This is a genomic window from Pseudomonas sp. NPDC089406 (assembly GCF_044900265.1).
GTDB lineage: Bacteria > Pseudomonadota > Gammaproteobacteria > Pseudomonadales > Pseudomonadaceae > Aquipseudomonas > Aquipseudomonas fakonensis.
The window spans coordinates 18,578-38,365 of the sequence record NZ_JBJDNC010000028.1 but is presented as its reverse complement, the minus strand read 5'-3'; the positions used below and the strand labels follow the sequence as shown (position 1 = coordinate 38,365).

General features: G+C 64.9%; 20 protein-coding genes and 1 other RNA gene. 7 read left to right on the top strand and 14 right to left on the bottom strand.

Annotation, left to right across the window (positions count from 1 at the left end):
• Positions 1–4 precede the first annotated feature (4 nt).
• The 6 genes from ACI2KK_RS19415 to ACI2KK_RS19390 all read right to left on the bottom strand — a co-directional run bounded on the left by ACI2KK_RS19415 (position 5) and on the right by ACI2KK_RS19390 (position 6,023).
• Positions 5–1,006, bottom strand: coding sequence for an extracellular solute-binding protein (locus ACI2KK_RS19415; RefSeq protein WP_217886796.1), 1,002 nt, complete (start codon positions 1,004–1,006; stop codon positions 5–7).
• A gap of 204 nt (positions 1,007–1,210) precedes the next feature.
• On the bottom strand, positions 1,211–2,428 hold the full coding sequence (locus tag ACI2KK_RS19410) for a 2-octaprenyl-3-methyl-6-methoxy-1,4-benzoquinol hydroxylase (RefSeq protein ID WP_404670201.1): 1,218 nt from the start codon (positions 2,426–2,428) through the stop codon (positions 1,211–1,213).
• A 9-nt stretch (positions 2,429–2,437) separates the two neighbouring features.
• A complete protein-coding gene (locus ACI2KK_RS19405) occupies positions 2,438–2,920 on the bottom strand; it encodes a DUF4442 domain-containing protein (RefSeq protein WP_404670164.1) in 483 nt (160 codons plus the stop codon).
• Positions 2,917–4,116 (bottom strand): 2-octaprenyl-6-methoxyphenyl hydroxylase, encoded by a 1,200-nt coding sequence (gene ubiH / locus ACI2KK_RS19400; RefSeq protein WP_404670163.1) that lies wholly within the window; start codon positions 4,114–4,116, stop codon positions 2,917–2,919. Before ubiH ends, ACI2KK_RS19405 begins: the two co-directional genes overlap by 4 nt.
• Entirely contained in the window at positions 4,113–5,447 is a 1,335-nt protein-coding gene (gene pepP, locus ACI2KK_RS19395; RefSeq protein ID WP_404670162.1) for a Xaa-Pro aminopeptidase, read from the bottom strand. The genes ubiH and pepP overlap by 4 nt, the downstream gene beginning before the upstream one ends.
• A gap of 21 nt (positions 5,448–5,468) precedes the next feature.
• On the bottom strand, positions 5,469–6,023 hold the full coding sequence (locus tag ACI2KK_RS19390) for a YecA family protein (RefSeq protein ID WP_217886800.1): 555 nt from the start codon (positions 6,021–6,023) through the stop codon (positions 5,469–5,471).
• A 153-nt stretch (positions 6,024–6,176) separates the two neighbouring features.
• Between ACI2KK_RS19390 and ACI2KK_RS19385 the strand changes: the two genes are divergently transcribed.
• The 4 genes from ACI2KK_RS19385 to ACI2KK_RS19370 all read left to right on the top strand — a co-directional run bounded on the left by ACI2KK_RS19385 (position 6,177) and on the right by ACI2KK_RS19370 (position 7,581).
• Positions 6,177–6,386, top strand: a complete 210-nt coding sequence (locus ACI2KK_RS19385) for a TIGR02449 family protein (RefSeq protein ID WP_217841242.1) — start codon at positions 6,177–6,179, stop codon at positions 6,384–6,386.
• Entirely contained in the window at positions 6,383–6,703 is a 321-nt protein-coding gene (locus ACI2KK_RS19380; protein WP_369989081.1) for a cell division protein ZapA, read from the top strand. Before ACI2KK_RS19385 ends, ACI2KK_RS19380 begins: the two co-directional genes overlap by 4 nt.
• A 17-nt stretch (positions 6,704–6,720) precedes the next feature.
• A non-coding RNA gene (ssrS, locus tag ACI2KK_RS19375) (6S RNA) lies at positions 6,721–6,900 on the top strand.
• Between the two features lie 72 nt (positions 6,901–6,972).
• Positions 6,973–7,581 carry a 5-formyltetrahydrofolate cyclo-ligase gene (locus ACI2KK_RS19370; RefSeq protein WP_404670161.1) on the top strand — a complete coding sequence of 203 codons (609 nt, stop codon included), beginning with the start codon at positions 6,973–6,975 and terminating at the stop codon, positions 7,579–7,581.
• A gap of 19 nt (positions 7,582–7,600) precedes the next feature.
• Here the strand turns inward: ACI2KK_RS19370 and ACI2KK_RS19365 are convergent, their stop codons facing one another.
• On the bottom strand, positions 7,601–7,756 hold the full coding sequence (locus ACI2KK_RS19365) for a hypothetical protein (RefSeq protein WP_217841239.1): 156 nt from the start codon (positions 7,754–7,756) through the stop codon (positions 7,601–7,603).
• Positions 7,757–7,934: 178 nt separating this feature from the next.
• Here ACI2KK_RS19365 and ACI2KK_RS19360 point away from each other — a divergent pair, with 178 nt between their 5' ends.
• On the top strand, positions 7,935–8,387 hold the full coding sequence (locus ACI2KK_RS19360; RefSeq protein ID WP_404670160.1) for an EVE domain-containing protein: 453 nt from the start codon (positions 7,935–7,937) through the stop codon (positions 8,385–8,387).
• On the opposite strand, the gene ACI2KK_RS19355 is transcribed toward ACI2KK_RS19360, so the two are convergent.
• Positions 8,388–8,792 carry a flagellar basal body-associated protein FliL gene (locus ACI2KK_RS19355; protein WP_217841237.1) on the bottom strand — a complete coding sequence of 135 codons (405 nt, stop codon included), beginning with the start codon at positions 8,790–8,792 and terminating at the stop codon, positions 8,388–8,390.
• Positions 8,793–8,949: 157 nt separating this feature from the next.
• On the opposite strand from ACI2KK_RS19355, the gene ACI2KK_RS19350 reads away from it, so the two are divergent.
• Positions 8,950–9,927 carry an NADPH:quinone oxidoreductase family protein gene (locus ACI2KK_RS19350; protein WP_404670159.1) on the top strand — a complete coding sequence of 326 codons (978 nt, stop codon included), beginning with the start codon at positions 8,950–8,952 and terminating at the stop codon, positions 9,925–9,927.
• A gap of 135 nt (positions 9,928–10,062) precedes the next feature.
• On the opposite strand, the gene ACI2KK_RS19345 is transcribed toward ACI2KK_RS19350, so the two are convergent.
• The 5 genes from ACI2KK_RS19345 to trxA all read right to left on the bottom strand — a co-directional run bounded on the left by ACI2KK_RS19345 (position 10,063) and on the right by trxA (position 15,665).
• Positions 10,063–10,713: a gamma-glutamylcyclotransferase gene (locus ACI2KK_RS19345; RefSeq protein ID WP_217886805.1), complete on the bottom strand. Its 651-nt coding sequence runs from the start codon at positions 10,711–10,713 to the stop codon at positions 10,063–10,065.
• A 334-nt stretch (positions 10,714–11,047) separates the two neighbouring features.
• Complete coding sequence (locus ACI2KK_RS19340) at positions 11,048–12,016, bottom strand: CDP-6-deoxy-delta-3,4-glucoseen reductase (RefSeq protein ID WP_217841234.1); 969 nt, start codon at positions 12,014–12,016, stop codon at positions 11,048–11,050.
• Complete coding sequence (gene ubiD / locus ACI2KK_RS19335; RefSeq protein WP_369989074.1) at positions 12,016–13,482, bottom strand: 4-hydroxy-3-polyprenylbenzoate decarboxylase; 1,467 nt, start codon at positions 13,480–13,482, stop codon at positions 12,016–12,018. Before ubiD ends, ACI2KK_RS19340 begins: the two co-directional genes overlap by 1 nt.
• A gap of 205 nt (positions 13,483–13,687) precedes the next feature.
• Positions 13,688–14,947 (bottom strand): transcription termination factor Rho, encoded by a 1,260-nt coding sequence (gene rho / locus ACI2KK_RS19330; RefSeq protein WP_011536308.1) that lies wholly within the window; start codon positions 14,945–14,947, stop codon positions 13,688–13,690.
• 388 nt (positions 14,948–15,335) lie between these two features.
• Positions 15,336–15,665, bottom strand: a complete 330-nt coding sequence (trxA, locus tag ACI2KK_RS19325; RefSeq protein WP_404670158.1) for a thioredoxin TrxA — start codon at positions 15,663–15,665, stop codon at positions 15,336–15,338.
• 243 nt (positions 15,666–15,908) lie between these two features.
• Here trxA and ppx point away from each other — a divergent pair, with 243 nt between their 5' ends.
• Positions 15,909–17,411, top strand: a complete 1,503-nt coding sequence (gene ppx / locus ACI2KK_RS19320; RefSeq protein ID WP_404670157.1) for an exopolyphosphatase — start codon at positions 15,909–15,911, stop codon at positions 17,409–17,411.
• Positions 17,412–17,543: 132 nt separating this feature from the next.
• Here the strand turns inward: ppx and ppk1 are convergent, their stop codons facing one another.
• A complete protein-coding gene (ppk1, locus tag ACI2KK_RS19315) occupies positions 17,544–19,787 on the bottom strand; it encodes a polyphosphate kinase 1 (RefSeq protein WP_404670156.1) in 2,244 nt (747 codons plus the stop codon).
• Position 19,788: the final 1 nt, after the last annotated feature.

The window sequence follows — 19,788 nt, the reverse complement described above, 5'->3', positions numbered from 1 at the left end:
AAACTCAGTTCCAGCCAGCCCGATCCATCAGGCGGATGGCCTCGGCCTGGCGCTTGCCGGCCACTTCCACCGGGATGCTGTCAGCCTTGAAGCTGCCCCAGGCCGCCACTTCTGCCGACGGCTTGACCTTCGGGTTGGCCGGGAATTCCTGGTTGATGTCGGCAAACAGCTTTTGCGCCTCTTCACCGGTCATCCATTCCACCAGTTTTTTCGCAGCTTCCGGGTGCGGGGCATGCTTGGTCAGGCCGATGCCCGACAGGTTGACGTGCACGCCGCGGTCAGCCTGGTTGGGCCAGAAAATCTTCACCGGCAGCTTGGGGTTTTGCTGGTGCAGGCGGCCGTAGTAGTAGGTGTTGACGATACCCACGTCGCACTGGCCGGCCTCGATGGCCTGGATCACCGCGTTGTCGTCGGAGAACACGTCGGTGGACAGGTTGTTGACCCAGCCTTTGACCAGCTTCTCGGTTTCGGCCTCGCCGTGGTTTTCGATCATGGTGGCGGTCAGCGACTGGTTGTACACCTTCTTCGCCGTGCGCAGGCACAGGCGGCCTTCCCACTGCTTGTCGGCCAGGGCTTCGTAGGTGCTGAGCTCTGCCGGCTTGACCCTGTCGGTCGAGTAGATGATGGTCCGCGCGCGCAGGCTCAGGCCGGTCCAGTCATGGGACGAGGCGCGGTACTGCGGCGGGATGTTCTGGTCGATGATGCTCGACTTGATCGGCTGCAGGATGCCCATCTGCTCGGCCTGCCAGAGGTTGCCGGCATCGACGGTGAGCAGCAGGTCGGCCACGCCGTTCTGGCCCTCGGCCTTGATGCGCTGCATCAGCGGCGCTTCCTTGTCGGTGATGAACTTGATCTTCACCCCGGTCTTGGCGGTGTAGGCGTCGAACACCGGCTTGATCAGCTCGTCGATGCGCGAGGAGTAGACCACCACTTCGTCCGCCGCCTGGGCAGTGCCACCGAACAGGGTGAGGGCCAGGGCGGCCAGTAGGGGCTTGCGGGGCAACATGGGGGCACTCCTCGCTGATATGAGAGGTGCGAATGGTAGTGAATCCCATTTTGTGGCTCACCCCTCCAGCAGTTACTGGATGTTGCAAGCGGGGGCCGCGTTGCGGCCCTTTCGCGACACAAGGCCGCTCCTACAGAAGAATGCGTTACCCCCTGTAGGAGCGGCCTTGTGTCGCGAAAGGGCTGCAAAGCAGCCCCGGCCATCTCAAGCCCGAGCCAATTCCGGCAGGTCCCCGCTAAGCCCCAGCGCCTGGCGCACGAACAACGCCTTGGCCTCGGGCATCTGCTGCACCAGCTTCAAGCCGCTGTTACGCAGCCAGCGCAGCGGCAGGGGGTCGGCCTGGAACAGGCGCTCGAAGCCTTCCATGGCCGCCATCAGCGCCAAATTGTGCGGCATGCGCCGGCGCTCGAAGCGGCTCAGCACCTTCACATCCGCCAAGCGCTCGCCGCGCTCGCAGGCGCGCACCAGTTCCTCGGCCAGCACCGCAGCATCGAGAAAGCCCAGGTTGACCCCCTGCCCGGCCAGCGGGTGGATGGTATGGGCAGCATCACCGATCAGCGCCAGCCCTTCCTGCACATAACGTTTGGCGTGGCGCTGGCGCAGCGGTACACACACCCGCGGGTCGGCCTCGAGCACCTGCCCCAGACGGCCTTCGAAGGCGCGCTCCAGGGCCTGGCAGAACGCCGCGTCATCCATGGCCATGGCCTGCTCGGCCTGCTCCGGGGTGGTCGACCAGACGATCGAACACCAGCCCTGCTCGCCGCCCCGCTCAAGCGGCAGGAACGCCAGCGGGCCTTCGTCGGTGAAGCGCTGCCAGGCGGTGCTGCGGTGCACCTCGCTGCAGCGCACGCTGGTAACGATGGCGTGGTGCAGGTAATCCCACTCACGGGTCTCGCAGCCGGCCAGGCGGCGCACGGCAGAGTTGGCGCCGTCGGCGGCGATCACCAGCGGCGCACGCAGTTGGCGGCCGTCGGCCAGGGTCAGCAGCCACTCATCACCCGAACGGCGCAGTTGCTCCAGCCGTGCGTTGGCCAACAGGCCTAGGTCGCTGTCGTGCAGGCGCTCCAGCAAAGCGTCCTGCACCACGCGGTTTTCGACGATATGGCCGAGCACCTGGGCATGCACGCTGGCCGCCGAGAAGTGGATTTCGCCGGTGCCGGTGCCGTCCCACACGTGCATGTCCGAATACGGCGACACGCGGCGGGCGGCAATGCCGTCCCAGGCCCCCAGGCGTTCGAGGATGCGCTGGCTGGCCGCCGACAGGGCGCTGACCCGCGGCTCGAACGGCGCCTGGGCGTCGAACGGTTTGACCGACAGCGGGCCGCCATCGAGCAGGAGGATTTCCAGGCCGCTGTGGCGCAGCGCCAGGGCCAGGGCGCTGCCGACCATACCGGCACCGACGATCAGTACATCTGCGCGCATTTCCATGCCTTACGCCTGCCTCGCTTGCGGCTTGAGCCGCACGTATAGGGTTTTGTCGACCCGCGCCACCAGCTCGCCGGCGCCGTCGCGGATCTCCACCTGCAACCGGGGCAGGTACTTCTTGCCGCTGGCGGTCTGCTGGCGGATTTCGTCCAGCAGCGCGTCGTCAACGTGGAATTCGGCGTACACCGGGCCTTTGCCCGGCGAGATGAAATCGATGCTGGCCGCTTTGTCCCAGACGATGTACTCGCGCCCCAGCTGCTCGATCAGCAACAGCATGTAGAACGGGTCGACCATCGAATACAGGCTGCCGCCGAACTGGGTGCCGACGTAGTTGCGGTTCCAGCGGGTGAGCTTCATGCGCACCTTGGCGCTGCGCATGTCCGGGCTGATCGACTGGATGCGAATACCGGCGCCGAGGTACGGCGGGTAGAGGTTCAGCAGCCAGCGCAGCATGCGCGCCCGGCGCGCCAGCTTGCGCGGTTCGCTCATGAACGGCCCCGCGGGTCGGGGCGGGTACCCAGGCCCATGGCCTGGCGGGCGAACCAGCTTTTTGCCGGCGGCAGCAAATCGAGGCCGAGCAGGCCGATATTGCGCCCGGCCGCCATCAACGGCTGGTTGCTGCCGAACAGGCGGGTGACCTGGTCGGAGAAGCCGATGGTCATGGCCTGGTCGAGGCGCTGGCGCTGCTGGTAGCCCTGCAGGGTGGCCAGGTCGCCGGCGTGCTGCGGGCCGGCCAGCAGCGCTTCGGCCAGCGACTGCACGTCGCGCAGCGACAGGTTGAAGCCTTGGCCGGCAATCGGGTGCAGGCTGTGGGCGGCGTTGCCCAGCACCACCAGGTGCGGGCGTACCTGCTCCTGGGCCTCGACCAGCGCCAGCGGGTACAGGTGCCGCGCGCCAACCTGGCGCAGGGCGCCAAGGCGGTAGCCGAAGGCGTCCTGCAGCTCGCGCAGGAAGCTGCGCTCGTCGAGTTCGGCCAGGCGCCGGGCGTCCATCCCCTGGCGGGTCCAGACCAGCGCACAGCGGTTTTCCGGCAGGGGCAGCAGGGCCATCGGGCCTTGTTCGGTGAAACGCTCGAAAGCCTGGCCGCGGTGGGCCTCGCCCGGGGTGATGTTGGCGATCAGCGCGCTCTGGTCGTAGGGCGTGCTGCGCACATGGATGCCCAGCTGCTCGCGCAGGCCGGAGCGGCCGCCATCGGCCAGCACCGCCAGGTCGCATTCCAGCGTGGTGTCGTCGTCCAGTTGCAGGCGGTAGCCGCCGGCGATCGGCTGCAGGGCCTTGACCTCGGCCGGGCAGCGCCAGGTCACCACCTCGCTGTCCAGGGCCTGCCACAGGCACTGGCCGAGCCAGGCGTTCTCGACCACGTAACCGAGTGCCGGCACGCCTTCGTCGCGGGCGTCCAGACGGGTGGCGCCGAAGCGGCCACGGTCAGACACCTGGATCTGGCTGATCGGCTCGGCACGACGGCTGATGGCTTGCCACAGGCCGAGCTGGTCGTAAATTTGCCGGGTGCCGTAGGACAGCGCCGAGGAGCGTGCATCGTAGCTGGGCTGGAAGCTGTCGCCCGGGGCGAACGGCTCGATCAGCATGATTTTCCAGCCGCGCGCCTTGGCCCCGGCCTGCAGGGTCAGGGCCAGGCTGGCGCCAACCAGGCCGCCGCCGATGATCGCCAGGTTGACCCGGCTCATGCCACGTCCTTGCGCGCGGCGAGCATCAGCGCCTCGATTTCGGCGACGGTTTTGGGTACGCCCGTCGTCAGGATTTCACAGCCTTGCCTGGTCACCACCACGTCGTCCTCGATGCGGATACCGATGCCGCGCCATTTTTTCGCGACGTTCGGGTTGTCGGCGGCAATGTAGATGCCGGGTTCCACGGTCAGCGCCATGCCGGGCTCGAGCACCCGCCACTGACCGCCAACCTTGTATTCGCCCACGTCGTGCACGTCCATGCCCAGCCAGTGCCCGGCGCGGTGCATGTAGAAGGCGCGGTAGGCTTCGCTGTCGATCAGTGCCTGCACCTCGCCCTTGAGCAGCCCCAGTTCCACCAGGCCCGCGGTGATCACCCGCACGGTGGCCTCGTGGGCGTGGTTCCAGTGCTTGCCCGGGGCGATTTCGGCAAACGCCGCTTCCTGGGCCGCGAGCACCAGCTCGTAGATGGCCTTCTGCTCGGGCGAAAAGCGCCCGCTGACCGGGAAGGTGCGGGTGATGTCGCTGGCGTAGCAGTCGATCTCGCAACCGGCGTCGATCAGCACCAGGTCACCGTCCTTGAGCGGCGCGTCGTTCTGCTGGTAGTGCAGGATGCAGCCATTGCGCCCGGCGGCGACGATCGAGCCGTAGGCCGGCATCTTCGCCCCGCCCTTGCGGAACGCGTAGTCCAGCTCGGCTTCCAGGCTGTATTCGTGCAGCCCGGCGCGGCAGGCCTGCATGGCCCGCACGTGGGCACCGGCGGAAATGACCGCAGCCTCGCGCATCACCTTCACTTCTGCCGCCGATTTATACAGGCGCATGTCGTGCAGCAGATGATCCAGGGCAACGAACTCGTTCGGCGGTTGCGCGCCCAGGCGCGCCTTGGAGCGGATCACGTTGATCCAGTCCATCAGCCGGCGGTCGAAGTCGGGGTTGCTGCCCATGGCGCTGTAGACCCGCTCACGGCCCTCGATGAGCCCGGGCAGGATCTCGTCGATGTCGCTGATGGGGAAGGCGTCATCGGCGCCGAAGTCGCGAATCGCGCCTTCCTGGCCGGCCCGCAGGCCGTCCCATTGCTCGCGCTCGGGGTTGCGTTCACGGCAGAACAGCACGTACTCGCCGTGCTCGCGGCCGGGAATCAGGGCGATCACCGCCTCGGGCTCGGGGAAGCCGCTGAGGTACTGGAAATCGCTGTCCTGGCGGTACACGTGCTCGACGTCACGGTTGCGGATGGCAACCGCGGCGGCGGGCAGGATGGCGATGCTGTTGGGGACCATCTGCGCCATCAGCGCCTTGCGCCTGCGGGCGTATTCGGCCTTGGGTATGTGGCTCATGGGCAAACGACCCCGTATCGATCAGTGCAGCGATGGCTTGGGCGCAGGTGCGGCGGGCGCGGCGAGCTCGGTGTACAGCAGCAGCGGGGCGACGCGCAGGTACTCCATGACTTCCATGTAGTCGCTTTCGCCGTCCTCGGACTCTTCCAGCGCTTCCTGTACTTGCGAGATGGCTACCAGGTCCTGGAGCACTTCTTTGGCATCGGTGGACAGGTCCTTGCCGCCGGCGTTCAGGCCAAAGCCTGCGATGAAGCCCTGGCACCACTGGCCCAGCGCCGCGGCGCGGTCAGCCAGCGCGGCGTCATCGCTGGGCAGCAGCAGAACGATGGCGACGTCTTCGCCGGTAAGCTCGGCCTTGACCATCTCTTGCAGGCCAACCAGGGCGTTGCGTACGTTATCGCCGGGCTCGGTCTCGAGCAGTTGGGCGGCATCGGCCAACCAGGCGTCGGCGTCGAAGCCGGCACCGGCGCAACTGCGGCCGATCAGCAGGCCGTGCAGCTCGGCAGGGGTGACAGGGTGGCCATTGCTGGAAAGCAGCATGGCGAAAGCAACGTAGGGCGATTGGGTATTGGGCATGGCAGCTAGGCGCCAGACGGCGCAATGACTAGAATGAAGGCCTTGTATCCTAGCACCGGCAGGCGCGCCAAGACCATCAGCACTGGCCGCTTGGCCCCTTGTGCAGGCATGATCGCCAGGTGAGTCGACGACGGAGCGAATCGAGTGCAACCCATGCAAGAGAACGACCTGCAAGCGCTGATGAGCCGGTTCGAGTTGCTGATCGAGCGCGTCGAGCAACTAAAACGGCAAAACGCACTCTTAGTTGCTCAGGAAAAATCCTGGCGCGAGGAGCGCGCACACCTCATCGAAAAGAACGAGATCGCCAAACGCAAGATCGAATCGATGATCTTGCGCCTCAAGGCCCTGGAGCAAGACTCATGAGTTCAAGCAATAGCGTCACCGTCCAGATCCTCGACAAGGAATACTCCATCATCTGCCCGCCCGAGGAGCGCAACAACCTGGTCGGTGCCGCCCGTTACCTCGACGGCAAGATGCGCGAGATCCGCAGCAGCGGCAAGGTGATCGGCGCCGACCGCATCGCCGTCATGGCTGCGCTGAACATCACCCACGAACTGCTGCACCGCCAGGACCGCCCGGAAGCTGCCGCCGGTACCGGCGCCACCCGCGAGCAGGTGCGTGACCTGCTGGAGCGGGTCGACCAGGCATTGTCCGACGACCCGGTTAGCAAAACCGATTGAGATTGGTATACTGGCGCCACTCCCTGGGGGATGCGCCAGTCGGTTATGTCCCTGAGCCGATACGCACAACCACGGGGGTTGCACGCTGGGGCCGGTGTGCATGTCCGCCCGACGGAAAGCCTTAACGCCCCCTGCAATCTCCACCTTGAACTTTCGGGTTCAAGGGCTACACCGATAGCGGTCTTGTCGGGGAGCCTTCTTCAGAACTGCCCGCCTGCATGGCGGGTTTTTCGTTTCTGGCAGCTGCCACCCCAGGGATCGCCCGTGCCATGACCGACACCGCGCCGCTCACCCGCCCACAACTGCGCCGCCTGTTGCGCAACGCCCGCCGCGCCCTCAGCCCCGCCCAGCAAAACCTCGCAGCCCAGGGCTTGTATCGCCAACTGGCGCAGCACCCGCTGTTCCGTCGCGCGCGGCATATCGCCCTGTACCTGCCCAACGACGGTGAAATCGACCCGCGCCTGCTGCTGCGCGAGGCGCACAAGCGCGGCAAGCGCGTGTACCTGCCGGTGCTGCATGCCTGGCCGCGCACGCGCATGGTGTTCCAGCGTTTCGAGCAGGGCGAGCGGCTGCGGCCCAACCGCTTTCGCATCCCCGAACCGCTGATCGAGCGCAAGCGGCAACGGCCCATCTGGGCGCTGGACCTGATCCTGCTGCCGTTGGTCGGTTTCGATGAAGTGGGGGGAAGGCTGGGGATGGGCGGCGGCTTCTATGACCGCAGCCTGGCTTACCAGGGCCGGCGCAAGGCCTGGAAGAAACCCCTGCTGCTGGGGCTGGCCCATGAATGCCAGAAGGTGGAGCGGCTGGCGCAGGCCAGTTGGGATGTACCACTGCGCGGGACGGTCTCGGACCGTGGCTGGTACCTGGCGCCGAAATGAACGGGCGCGCGGCTGAAGGTCAGCGGCGCTGCTGTTGAGCCGGGTCGACCGGGGCCTGCTGGTAGGCGGCGTCGGCCTTGCGTTCCCAGAAACCTTGCGCATAACCGGTGGTGACCACGCCCAGACCGAAAATGAAAGCGAGGATCCAGAGCAGGTCCGGTTTGCGTTGTTTCATGGAATTGCCCCCCTAGGCAACGTGTCCATGCTCGGCGGCTTTCTTGATGGCTGCCGGAGCGTCTAGCTTTAAAATCGGCGCATTTTCCGACAACGTGACGCAACACGCAAACGTTGACGCCAACCGACTGTCGGTTTCATGCAACGAGTTATTTCAAACTCTTTCAGGAGCAGCACCCATGGCCTATTGGCTGATGAAATCCGAGCCCGACGAGCTCTCTGTCGAAGCCCTGGCACGCCTGGGCACCGCGCGCTGGGACGGGGTGCGCAACTACCAGGCGCGCAACTTTCTGCGGGCCATGAGCGTAGGCGACGAGTTCTTCTTCTACCACTCCAGTTGCCCGCAACCGGGCATTGCCGGCATCGCCCGCATCAGCGCCGCGGCCTACCCCGACCCCACCGCCCTGGACCCGCAGAGCCACTACTTCGACGCCAAGGCCAGCAGCGACAAGAACCCCTGGAGCGCGGTGGACGTGGAGCATGTGCGCACCTTCGGCCAGGTGCTTGGCCTGGGGCTGCTCAAGCAGCAGGCGGCGCTGGAGGAATTGCCACTGGTGCAAAAAGGCAGCCGCCTGTCGGTGATGCCAGTGACCGCAGCCCAATGGGCAGCGGTCATCGCACTGGCCCGTTGATCACTGCACGATCAGGTTGTTGAACAGCAGGTCCTCGACGATCGGCTTGCCCTCTTCGGACTCCATCACCTGCTGTACCTGCTTCAGGGCTTCCTGGCGCAGTTTTTCCTTGGCCTCGACATTGCTCATGTCGTCCACGCCCTGCTGGGCGAACAGTGCCACCAGCTGGTTGCGGATCAGCGGTTCCTGGTGTTTTACCGCAGCGGCGGCGGCATCGCCGGTCACCCGCAGGGCGACGTCGGCCTTGTACACGCGCAGCTTCGGGCTGCCGTCGAGGGCATAGTTGCCGACGAAGGGCGGGCTCAAGGTGATGTACGCCACCTTGGGCGCGCCTTCACTGGCTTCTTCGGCCATTGCCGCTGCTGGCAGCATCAGCGCCAGTACCATCAAGATCCACGCTTTCACGAATTCGCTCCTCAAAACAATTGGCGCCAGCTTACCCAGCGCGCCGGCCAAACCCAAGCCCGGGTTTATGCAGGCCTATCAGGGCGGGCCATGCTCGTTGACCCAGGTTGCGGCCCTCCTGTACTTATCGGCCATCACCCGCAAAGGAATAGCCCTGATGAAAGCCTTGTTGTGCAAAGCCCTGGGCCCGGCGCAGGACCTGGTCCTGGAAGAGGTCCAAAGCCCCACACCAAAGAAGAACGAGATTCTGCTCGAGGTGCACGCTGCCGGGGTCAACTTCCCCGACACCCTGATCATCGAAGGCAAGTACCAGTTCCAGCCGCCACTGCCGTTCTCGCCCGGTGGCGAGGCGGCCGGAGTGGTCGCGGCGGTGGGCGAGAAGGCCGGCGCGTTCAAGCCCGGCGACCGGGTCATGGCCCTGACCGGCTGGGGCGCCTTTGCCGAACAGGTGGCGGTGCCGCACTACAACGTGCTGCCGATACCCGCCGGCATGGATTTCACCACTGCGGCGGCCTTCGGCATGACCTATGGCACCTCGATGCACGCGCTGACCCAGCGCGGCCAGCTCAAGGCCGGTGAAACCTTGCTGGTACTGGGCGCCTCGGGTGGCGTGGGCCTGGCGGCAGTGGAAATCGGCAAGGCCATGGGCGCCAAGGTGATTGCCGCCGCCAGCAGCGCGGAAAAACTGGCAGTGGCCAAGGCCGCCGGGGCTGACGAGCTGATCGACTACAGCCAGGCCAGCCTGAAGGATGAGATCAAGCGCATCACAGGCGGCCAGGGTGTGGATGTGATCTACGACCCCGTCGGCGGTGAGCTGTTCGACCAGGCGGTGCGCGGGTTGGCCTGGAATGGCCGATTGCTGGTGGTGGGTTTTGCCAGCGGCACCATCCCGCAGTTGCCGGTGAACCTTGCGCTGCTCAAGGGCGCGGCGGTAATCGGGGTGTTCTGGGGGGCCTTCGCCCAGCGCCAGCCGGAGGATAACGCGGCCAACTTCCGCCAGCTGTTTGCCTGGTTTGCCGAGGGCAAGCTCAAGCCGCTGGTGTCGCAGACTTATCCACTGGCCGAGGGCGGTGCGGCGATCGATCAGCTGGGGCAGCGCAAGGCTGTGGGTAAGTTGGTGGTGGTGGCAAGGTAGGGTATCGCGCACTCCCTGTAGGAGCCGGCTTGCCGGCGATCACCGGCAACGCCGGTGCCAGGCTACAGATCGATGCTGCCTGGGCTGGCCCTATCGCCGGCAAGCCGGCTCCTACAGTTGACCGGCAACGCCGGCTCAGACCTCCCGCAGGTTATGGCAGCGCCTGAAGCGTGCCTCCAGGTTACGGTCGGGCATCTGGTGGCTGCGCAGGGCATTGAGGGTCTGCTCCACATAATCCCGGGTGCTGCCGTAGCGCCCCTTGGCGCTGGCCAGGATCAGGCTGAGCAAGCCGTCCGGCAGGTTGCCGGCATAGCACGGCAGGTGCCGCTCCAGCACGAAGCCCAGGGCCTGCACCTTGCTGCCATCGTTCAACCGGCAACTGAGCCAGTGCGGGCGGTAGGCCGGGTATGGCATCTCCCGTTGCCACAGGGCCATCAGGGCATCGTCCAGGTTGCTTTCGTCCAGGCGGTAGGCAAAACCGCTGCAGGAACCGCCACGGTCCAGGCCGAACACCAGGCCTGGGCATTCCGGGGTGCCGCGGTGCTCGTGGGACCACAAATACAGGCCGCGGTGGTAACCGTGCACCCGCGCCCGCTGGCGCTCCACCGAGCTGCATTCCGGGCGCCAGATCAACGAGCCATAGGCGAACAGCCACACCGGGCCGCCGCTGTGTTGCGCCATGGTTTGCTGCATCGAGCGCTGCAGTTGTTCGCGGGTGAGTTGCTGGCCGAAGTCCAGCGAAGGCGGGTAAGCGATTTGCCAGGATGAACTTTCAAGTGTCGACATGGGCTGCCGCCATTAATTCCTGTGTATTGCCAAGTGCAAATTATGTAGCGCCGGTAGTTAGGCCACTGCGGGCAAGGCCGCCGCTACAGGGTCACGCAAGCCTTGTGGGAGCGGGCTTGCCCGCGAAGGCCTTGACACTAACTTAAGACAGAACACGCGCAACACTCAACCCCGGCTTGCAAATTTCACCCAGGCTTGCGCCGAACGGCAACGACTGTTTCAAATAACGCTAAAGTTATTAACCGAACCGGTAAAAGTTAAGGCTATATATCCAGAGCGAAAGGGAAGGATATATAAGCCCCGGCCCGCCATTGCAGCGCACCGGGGTTTAAGGTCAGCCGCGCGGTGCGTAGGCGAACACGTCGGCGCGCATGCGGTGTGCATCCATACCGGCCTCGACCAGGGCGTCGAGGGTGGCGTACACCATGTTCGGCGAACCGCTGGCGTACACATGCACCTGGTTGAGGTCGCCGATGTCTTCGCAGACCGCCTCGTGCAACAGGCCGCAGCGCCCTTCCCAGACGCACTGGTCGCTGACCACCTTGTGCAGGAACAGGTTGGGCAATTGCTCCCACTCGTGCCAGTGCTCGATGGTGTAGAAGTCTTCAGGGCGGCGCACGCCCCAGTACAGGTGCACCGGGTGCTTGAAGCCCTGGGCGCGGCAGTGCTCGACCAGGCTGTGCATCTGGCCCATGCCGGTGCCGGCGGCAATCAGCACCAGCGGGGCATCCGGCAGCTCGGCCAGGTGGGTGTCACCGAACGGCAGCTCGATGCGCGCCAGGCCATTGCGCTGCAACTGCTCGACCAGCTGCACGGCGCTGCTTTCGCGGGCCAGCACGTGCAGCTCGAGGTCGCGCCCGCCATGGGGCGCCGATGCCAGCGAAAAAGCCGCCTTGCCGGCGCCGGCGCGCTCGATCATCAGGTACTGCCCGGCGTGGTAGCGCGGCGGCTTGCCGGCAGGTGCGCGCAGGCGGATGCGCCAGACATCGCCGCCCACCTCGACGCACTCGCTGACCGTGCAGGCCAGCGTGCGCACTGGCAGCTCGCCCAGGGCCAGCACGCCATCCCACAGCAATACGCAGTCTTCCAGGGGTTCGGCGATGCAGGTGAACAGCTCGCCGTGGTCACGCACCTGGCCTTCCTGGCGCACGCTGCCTTCGACCAGCAGCGCGGCACACACATGGCAATTGCCATTGCGGCAGCTGTTCGGGCAGTCGTAGCCCAGGCGCCGCGCCGCATCCAGAATTCTCTCGCCCGGTTCGACCGCCAGCACCGCCCCGGACGGCTGCAACGTTACCTGCATCAATCTATTCCCAACTGATCCCACAGCTCATCGATACGGCGGGTGACGGCCTCGTCCTTGACGATGACCCGGCCCCATTCGCGTGTAGTCTCGCCCGGCCATTTGTGCGTGGCGTCCAGGCCCATCTTCGACCCCAGGCCCGACACCGGCGACGCGAAGTCGAGGTAGTCGATGGGGGTGTTGTCGATCATCACCGTATCACGCTTGGGGTCCATGCGCGTGGTGATGGCCCAGATCACGTCGTTCCAGTCGCGGGCGTTGATATCGTCGTCGGTGACGATAACGAATTTGGTGTACATGAACTGTCGCAGGAACGACCACACACCCAGCATCACGCGCTTGGCGTGGCCCGGGTACTGCTTTTTCATGGTGACCACGGCCATGCGGTACGAGCAGCCTTCGGGCGGCAGGTAGAAGTCGACGATCTCGGGGAACTGCTTTTGCAGAATCGGCACGAACACTTCGTTCAGCGCCACACCGAGAATCGCCGGCTCATCTGGCGGGCGGCCGGTGTAGGTGCTGTGGTAGATGGGTTTTTGCCGGTGGGTGATGCGCTCGACAGTGAACACCGGGAAGCTGTCCACCTCGTTGTAGTAACCGGTGTGGTCGCCATACGGGCCCTCGGGGGCCATTTCGCCGGGGTGAATCACGCCTTCGAGGATGATTTCGGCGGTGGCCGGCACCTGCAGGTCACTGCCGCGGCACTTGACCAGCTCGGTGCGGTTGCCGCGCAGCAGCCCGGCGAAGGCGTACTCGGAGAGGGTGTCCGGCACCGGGGTGACGGCGCCGAGGATGGTCGCCGGGTCCGCGCCCAGGGCCACGGCCACCGGGAATGGCTGGCCGGGGTGCTTCTCGCACCATTCGCGGTAGTCCAGCGCGCCGCCACGGTGGCTGAGCCAGCGCATGATCACCTTGTTGCGGCCGATCACCTGCTGGCGGTAAATGCCTAAGTTCTGGCGGTCCTTGTTCGGCCCGCGGGTGACGGTCAGGCCCCAGGTAATCAGTGGCGCCACGTCGCCCGGCCAGCAGTGCTGGATCGGCAAGGCACCGAGGTCGACGTCGTCGCCCTCCACCACCACTTCCTGGCACACCGCGTCCTTGACCACCTTGGGCGCCATGGACACGACCTTCTTGAAGATCGGCAGTTTCGACCAGGCGTCCTTCAGCCCCTTCGGCGGCTCGGGCTCCTTGAGGAAGGCCAGCAGCTTGCCGATTTCACGTAGTTCGGCGACCGACTCGGCGCCCATGCCCATGGCCACGCGCTCGGGGGTGCCGAACAGGTTGCCGAGCACCGGCATGTCGAAACCGGTGGGGTTTTCGAACAGCAACGCCGGGCCCTTGGCGCGCAGGGTGCGGTCGCAGACTTCGGTCATTTCCAGTACAGGGGAGATGGGAACCTGGATGCGCTTGAGTTCACCGCGCTGTTCCAGGCCACGGATGAAGTCGCGCAAGTCGCGATACTGCATGCAAGGGCCTCGTGTGGGGGCGTGTCGGTCGGGGGGCAGAGTGTAGCGCCGTTCGGCGTTTTTTTGGGGGCAAAAATGCGTTGGGGCCGCTTCGCAGCCCTTCGCGGGTAAACCCGCTCCCACAGGGATCGTGCGAAACCTGTGGGAGCGGGTTTACCCGCGAAGGGGCGCGAAGCGGCCCCAATTGCTTCCTGAAACTCTGCGCTTACTTGCGCTTCATCGACAGGAAGAACTCGTCGTTGGTCTTGGTCTGCTTGAGCTTGTCGACCAGGAACTCGATGGCGGCGATTTCGTCCATCGGGTGCAGCAGCTTGCGCAGGATCCACATGCGCTGCAGTTCGTCGTCGGCGGTCAGCAGCTCTTCGCGACGGGTACCGGACTTGTTGATGTTGATGGCCGGGAACACGCGTTTCTCGGCGATGCGGCGGTCCAGCGGCAGCTCCATGTTGCCGGTACCCTTGAACTCTTCGTAGATGACCTCGTCCATCTTCGAGCCGGTTTCGACCAGCGCGGTGGCGATGATGGTCAGCGAGCCGCCTTCTTCGATGTTACGGGCAGCACCGAAGAAGCGCTTGGGCTTCTCGAGGGCGTGGGCGTCGACACCACCGGTGAGTACCTTGCCGGAGCTCGGGATCACGGTGTTGTAGGCACGCGCCAGACGGGTGATGGAGTCCAGCAGGATGACCACGTCTTTTTTGTGCTCGACCAGGCGCTTGGCCTTTTCGATGACCATTTCGGCAACCTGCACGTGGCGGGTCGGTGGCTCGTCGAAGGTCGAGGCGACCACTTCGCCGCGCACGGTGCGCTGCATTTCGGTCACTTCTTCCGGGCGCTCGTCGATCAGCAGGACGATCAGGTGGCACTCGGGGTTGTTGCGGGTGATGTTGGCCGCGATGTTCTGCAGCATGATCGTCTTACCGGCTTTTGGCGGCGCGACGATCAGGCCACGTTGGCCCTTGCCGATTGGTGCGCACAGGTCGATGACGCGGCCGGTGAGGTCTTCGGTGGAGCCGTTACCGGCTTCCATCTTCAGGCGCTTGTTGGGGAACAGCGGCGTCAGGTTTTCGAACAGGATCTTGTTCTTCGCGTTTTCCGGACGGTCGAAGTTGATGGTGTCGACTTTCAGCAGGGCGAAGTAACGCTCCCCTTCCTTCGGCGGGCGGATCTTGCCGACGATGGTGTCACCGGTACGCAGGTTGAAACGGCGGATCTGGCTGGGCGAGACGTAGATGTCGTCAGGGCCGGCCAGGTAGGAGGCATCCGCCGAACGCAGGAAACCGAAACCATCCTGGAGAATCTCCAGCACGCCGTCACCCGAGATCTCTTCGCCGCTTTTCGCGTGCTTTTTCAGCAGGGCGAAAATCACGTCCTGTTTGCGCGAACGGGCCATGTTTTCGATGCCCATCTGTTCGGCCATTTCCAAAAGATCGGTAATCGGCTTTTGCTTGAGTTCAGTCAGGTTCATAAGGGGAATGACGTAATCATGTAAGAAGGGAGGAATTAAGCATGTGGCTTAATGAGGCCGCGCCGCTAGATGGCGACAGGATCGCGTACTGATTCGAATTAGGGATGCTTCGGCGACGGCGTGCAGAGGGCACTGGAGAAGCAGTGCGAGGCCGAATGTAACACTTGCTTTTTTCGACGTCTAGTGGTTTTGACCTGCCGATTTGGCGCCTCACTCCACATTGTGGGAGCGGGTTCACCCGCGAAACGGGCAACAGCGCGGCAGGGCACCGGCTTTGCCGGTGTTCGCGGGTGAACCCGCTCCCACAAGGTAGTGTGCGGCCTGAGCTAGGCAAGAAATACCCTACAGCAACAAAAGAAAAGCCCCGCATTTGCGGGGCTTTTTCACATCACAGGTGGGCGTCGAGGAACGCGGCCAGCTGCGATTTGGACAGGGCGCCAACCTTGGTCGCCTCGACGTTGCCGTTCTTGAACAGCATCAGCGTCGGGATACCACGCACGCCGTGCTTGGCAGGGGTTTCGGCGTTTTCGTCGATGTTCAGCTTGGCGACGGTCAGCTTGCCTTCGTAGGTGGAGGCGATGTCGTCCAGCACAGGCGCGATCATCTTGCATGGGCCGCACCACTCAGCCCAGTAGTCGACCAGCACCGGGCCTTGGGCCTGCAGCACTTCGGCCTCGAAGGTGGCGTCAGTGACGTGTTTGATAAGATCGCTGCTCATGGATATCTCCAGGTCGTAAGCAAAAAAAACGTTGCCCATCATAGCTGCACCCCGTCGCTACAGGAAGCCGCAGGCGATTGACTGTATCTATAGTTGTGCAAGACGCCACGAATCGAAACTGTCATGTCGCTGTCATAGGATTGCTATGACATTGCCATGCATCAAGCCCGGCGATGCCGCGCGTTGGCTAAGGGCCACGATCGTGGCACGATTGCCGGGTTAACGACCGAGAACCTCCAGACCATGCCGCAAACCACCGCGAAGAACCTGTCCCTGATCGCCGCCATCGACCTAGGCTCCAACAGTTTCCACATGGTCGTGGCCAAGGCCCACCATACCGAGATCCGCATTCTCGAGCGGCTGGGGGAAAAGGTTCAGCTGGCCGCCGGCATCAACGATGACCGCCAGCTCAGCGAAGAAGCCATGCAGCGGGGCCTTGAGTGCCTCAAGCGTTTCGCCCAGCTGATCAACGGCATGCCGGCAGGCGCGGTGCGCATCGTCGGCACCAACGCCCTGCGCGAAGCGCGCAACCGCAACGAATTCATCCAGCGTGCCGAGGCCATTCTCGGCCACCCGGTGGAGGTCATCTCCGGCCGCGAAGAAGCCCGCCTGATCTACCTCGGGGTGTCACACACCCTGGCCGACACCGCCGGCAAGCGCCTGGTGGCCGACATCGGCGGCGGCAGCACCGAGTTCATCATCGGCCAGCGCTTCGAGCCGCTGCTGCGCGAAAGCCTGCAGATGGGCTGCGTGAGCTTCACCCAGCGCTACTTCCGCGACGGCAAGGTCACCCCGGCGCGCTACGCCCAGGCTTACACCGCCGCGCGCCTGGAGCTGATGAGCATCGAGAACGCCCTGCACCGCCTGACCTGGGACGAAGCCATCGGCTCCTCGGGCACCATCCGCGCCATCGGCGCTGCCATCAAGGCCGGCGGGCTGGGCAACGGCGAGGTCAACGCCGAGGGCCTGGCCTGGGTCAAGCGCAAGCTGTTCAAGCTGGGCGAGACCGACAAGATCGACTTCGAAGGGGTCAAGCCCGACCGCCGGGCGATCTTCCCGGCGGGCCTGGCGATTCTCGAGGCCATCTTCGACGCCCTGGAACTGGCGCGCATGGACCACTGCGACGGCGCCCTGCGTGAAGGCGTGCTGTTCGACCTGCTGGGCCGCCACCACCATGAAGACGTGCGCGAACGCACCCTCAACTCGCTGATGGAGCGTTACCACGTCGACCAGGGCCAGGCCGCGCGCGTGGAGCGCAAGGCGCTGCATGCCTTCGACCAGGTGGCCAAGGCGTGGGGGCTGGAAAACGGAAACTGGCGCGATCTTCTGGGCTGGGCGGCGAAAGTGCACGAAGTCGGGTTGGATATCGCCCACTACCACTACCACAAGCACGGTGCCTACCTGCTCGAGCACTCCGACCTTGCCGGCTTCTCCCGCGAAGAGCAGCAGATGATGGCCCTGCTGGTGCGCGGCCACCGCCGCAACATCCCCAAGGACAAGTTTGCCGAGTTCGGCGACGAGAGCGTGCAGCTGATTCGCCTGTGCGTGCTGCTGCGCTTTGCCATCCTGTTCCACCACATCCGTGGCACCCAGCAGATGCCCAAGGTAGTGCTGCAGGCCGGTGAGGACAGCCTGGAAGTGGTGTTCCCCGATGGCTGGCTGGAGCAGAACCAGCTGACCCAGGCCGACTTCGCCAACGAGGCGGAGTGGCTGGCGCGGGTCGGGTTTGTGTTGAGCGTGCGTTGAAGGTTTGAGATTGCTGGGGGCGCTTTGCGCCCCTTTTGCGACACAAGGCCGCTCCTACAGACGAACGCGATAACCCTGTAGGAGCGGCCTTGTGTCGCGAAAGGGCCGCAAAGCGGCCCCCGGATGCGTCACCTACCGTACGTTCAACACCGGATTGCTCAGCCGCTCCAGCAGCGTCGCCTGGGCGCTGCGGGCGTTCTGGTTGCCGGTCGGCGTGCTGCGCACGTAGCGCCCGTCCGGCTGCAGGGTCCAGGCCTGGGTGTTGTCGGTGAGGTAACCCTCCAGCTCCTTCTTCACCCGCAGCAGCAGCTTCTTGCCCTCTACCGGGAAGCAGGTCTCGACGCGCTTGTCGAGGTTGCGCTCCATCCAGTCGGCACTGGACAGGTAGATCTGCTCGTCACCGCCGTTGAGGAAGTAGAACACCCGGGTGTGCTCGAGGAAGCGGCCGATGATCGAGCGCACGTTGATGTTGTGCGACACCCCCGGGATGCCCGGGCGCAGGCAGCACATGCCACGCACCACCAGATCGATGCGCACGCCCGACTGGCTGGCCTTGTACAAGGCCTTGATCACCTTGGCGTCGGTCAGCGAGTTGAACTTGGCGATGATGTGCGCCGGCTTGCCGTCCAGGGCGAACTGGGTCTCCCGGGCGATCATGTCGAGCATGCCCTTCTTCAGGGTGAACGGCGCGTGCAACAGCTTCTTCATGCGCAGGGTCTTGCCCATGCCGATCAGCTGGCTGAACAGCTTGCCAACGTCCTCGGTGAGGGCATCGTCGCTGGTCAGCAGGCTGTAGTCGGTGTACAGGCGGGCGTTGCCGGCGTGGTAGTTGCCGGTACCCAGGTGCGCATAACGCACGATTTCGCCCTGCTCGCGGCGCAGGATCAGCATCATCTTGGCGTGGGTCTTGAAGCCCACCACGCCATAGATCACCACCGCACCGGCTGCCTGCAGGCGGCTGGCCATCTGCAGGTTGGACTCTTCGTCAAAGCGCGCACGCAGCTCGATCACCGCAGTGACCTCCTTGCCGTTACGCGCCGCGTCCACCAGGGCGTCGACGATTTCGGAGTTGGCCCCCGAGCGGTACAGGGTCTGGCGCACGGCAAGCACGTGCGGGTCCTTGGCGGCCTGGCGCAGCAGGTCGATCACCGGGGTGAACGACTCGAACGGGTGCATCAGCAGGATGTCCTGCTTGCCGATCACGCTGAAGATGTTGTCGGCGTTCACCAGCAGCTTGGGAATGGCCGGGGTGAACGGGGTGTATTGCAGCTCCGGGTGGCTGTCCAGGCCAGTGATGCTGAACAGGCGGGTCAGGTTGACCGGGCCGTTGACCTGGTACAGCTCACTCTCGCTCAGGCTGAACTGCTTGAGCAGGTAATCCGACAGGTGTTTCGGGCAGGTGTCGGCCACTTCCAGGCGCACCGCGTCGCCGTAGCGGCGCGAGAACAGCTCGCCGCGCAGGGCCCGAGCCAGGTCGTCGACCTCTTCGGAGTCCAGCGCCAGGTCGGCGTTGCGGGTCAGGCGGAACTGGTAGCAACCCTTGACCTTCATGCCCTGGAACAGGTCATCGGCGTGGGCGTGGATCATCGACGACAGGAACACATAGTTGTCGCCGGGGCCGCCGACTTCTTCCGGCACGCGGATCACCCGCGGCAGCAGGCGCGGCGCCGGGATGATCGCCAGGCCCGAGTCGCGGCCAAAGGCATCGACACCCTCGAGCTCGACGATGAAGTTGAGGCTCTTGTTCACCAGCAACGGGAACGGGTGGGTCGGGTCGAGGCCGATCGGGGTGATGATCGGCGCGATCTCGTCGCGGAAGTAACGGCGCACCCAGGTCTTGAGCTTGGTTGTCCAGTAGCGCCGGCGGATGAAGCGGATCTGGTGCTTTTCAAGCTCCGGCAGCAGCACGTCGTTGAGGATCGCGTACTGGCGCTCCACCTCGAAGTGCACCAGCTCGCTGATGCGCGCCAGCGCCTGGTGTGGCTGCAGGCCGTCGGCGCCGGCCTGTTCACGGGCAAAGTTGATCTGCTTCTTCAGGCCCGCCACGCGGATTTCGAAGAACTCGTCCAGGTTGCTGGAGAAGATCAGCAGGAACTTCAGGCGCTCGAGCAGCGGGTACGACTCATCCAGCGCCTGTTCCAGCACGCGGATGTTGAACTGCAACTGCGAAAGCTCGCGATGAATGTACAGGCTGCTGTCGTCCAGGCCCGGCACGGCGATTGCCGGCACCGCCGCTGGGGCCGGCGCCTGGGCCTCGACCACAGGCTCCGGCGCAGGCTCGGCGGCCGGCGGCAGGTCCGGCGGGGTCTGCACCATCTCTTCGGGCACGGCCTGGGCATCCTTGATCGCGACAGGGGTGAGCACTTCGTTATTCATC

Excerpts from the sequence above, each read along its gene's own strand:
- ACI2KK_RS19410 (WP_404670201.1), bottom strand. The coding sequence starts at position 2,428 with ATGCGCGCAGATGTACTGATCGTCGGTGCCGGTATGGTCGGCAGCGCC.
- ACI2KK_RS19340 (WP_217841234.1), bottom strand. The coding sequence starts at position 12,016 with ATGCAGGTAACGTTGCAGCCGTCCGGGGCGGTGCTGGCGGTCGAACCG.
- trxA (WP_404670158.1), bottom strand. The coding sequence starts at position 15,665 with ATGAGCAGCGATCTTATCAAACACGTCACTGACGCCACCTTCGAGGCC.
- ACI2KK_RS19360 (WP_404670160.1), top strand. The coding sequence starts at position 7,935 with ATGGCCTATTGGCTGATGAAATCCGAGCCCGACGAGCTCTCTGTCGAA.
- ACI2KK_RS19405 (WP_404670164.1), bottom strand. The coding sequence starts at position 2,920 with ATGAGCGAACCGCGCAAGCTGGCGCGCCGGGCGCGCATGCTGCGCTGG.
- ACI2KK_RS19345 (WP_217886805.1), bottom strand. The coding sequence starts at position 10,713 with ATGTCGACACTTGAAAGTTCATCCTGGCAAATCGCTTACCCGCCTTCG.
- ACI2KK_RS19415 (WP_217886796.1), bottom strand. The coding sequence starts at position 1,006 with ATGTTGCCCCGCAAGCCCCTACTGGCCGCCCTGGCCCTCACCCTGTTC.
- ACI2KK_RS19390 (WP_217886800.1), bottom strand. The coding sequence starts at position 6,023 with ATGCCCAATACCCAATCGCCCTACGTTGCTTTCGCCATGCTGCTTTCC.
- ACI2KK_RS19370 (WP_404670161.1), top strand. The coding sequence starts at position 6,973 with ATGACCGACACCGCGCCGCTCACCCGCCCACAACTGCGCCGCCTGTTG.
- ACI2KK_RS19350 (WP_404670159.1), top strand. The coding sequence starts at position 8,950 with ATGAAAGCCTTGTTGTGCAAAGCCCTGGGCCCGGCGCAGGACCTGGTC.
- ACI2KK_RS19380 (WP_369989081.1), top strand. The coding sequence starts at position 6,383 with ATGAGTTCAAGCAATAGCGTCACCGTCCAGATCCTCGACAAGGAATAC.
- ACI2KK_RS19385 (WP_217841242.1), top strand. The coding sequence starts at position 6,177 with ATGCAAGAGAACGACCTGCAAGCGCTGATGAGCCGGTTCGAGTTGCTG.
- ACI2KK_RS19365 (WP_217841239.1), bottom strand. The coding sequence starts at position 7,756 with ATGAAACAACGCAAACCGGACCTGCTCTGGATCCTCGCTTTCATTTTC.
- ppk1 (WP_404670156.1), bottom strand. The coding sequence starts at position 19,787 with ATGAATAACGAAGTGCTCACCCCTGTCGCGATCAAGGATGCCCAGGCC.
- ubiH (WP_404670163.1), bottom strand. The coding sequence starts at position 4,116 with ATGAGCCGGGTCAACCTGGCGATCATCGGCGGCGGCCTGGTTGGCGCC.
- rho (WP_011536308.1), bottom strand. The coding sequence starts at position 14,947 with ATGAACCTGACTGAACTCAAGCAAAAGCCGATTACCGATCTTTTGGAA.
- ubiD (WP_369989074.1), bottom strand. The coding sequence starts at position 13,482 with ATGCAGTATCGCGACTTGCGCGACTTCATCCGTGGCCTGGAACAGCGC.
- pepP (WP_404670162.1), bottom strand. The coding sequence starts at position 5,447 with ATGAGCCACATACCCAAGGCCGAATACGCCCGCAGGCGCAAGGCGCTG.
- ppx (WP_404670157.1), top strand. The coding sequence starts at position 15,909 with ATGCCGCAAACCACCGCGAAGAACCTGTCCCTGATCGCCGCCATCGAC.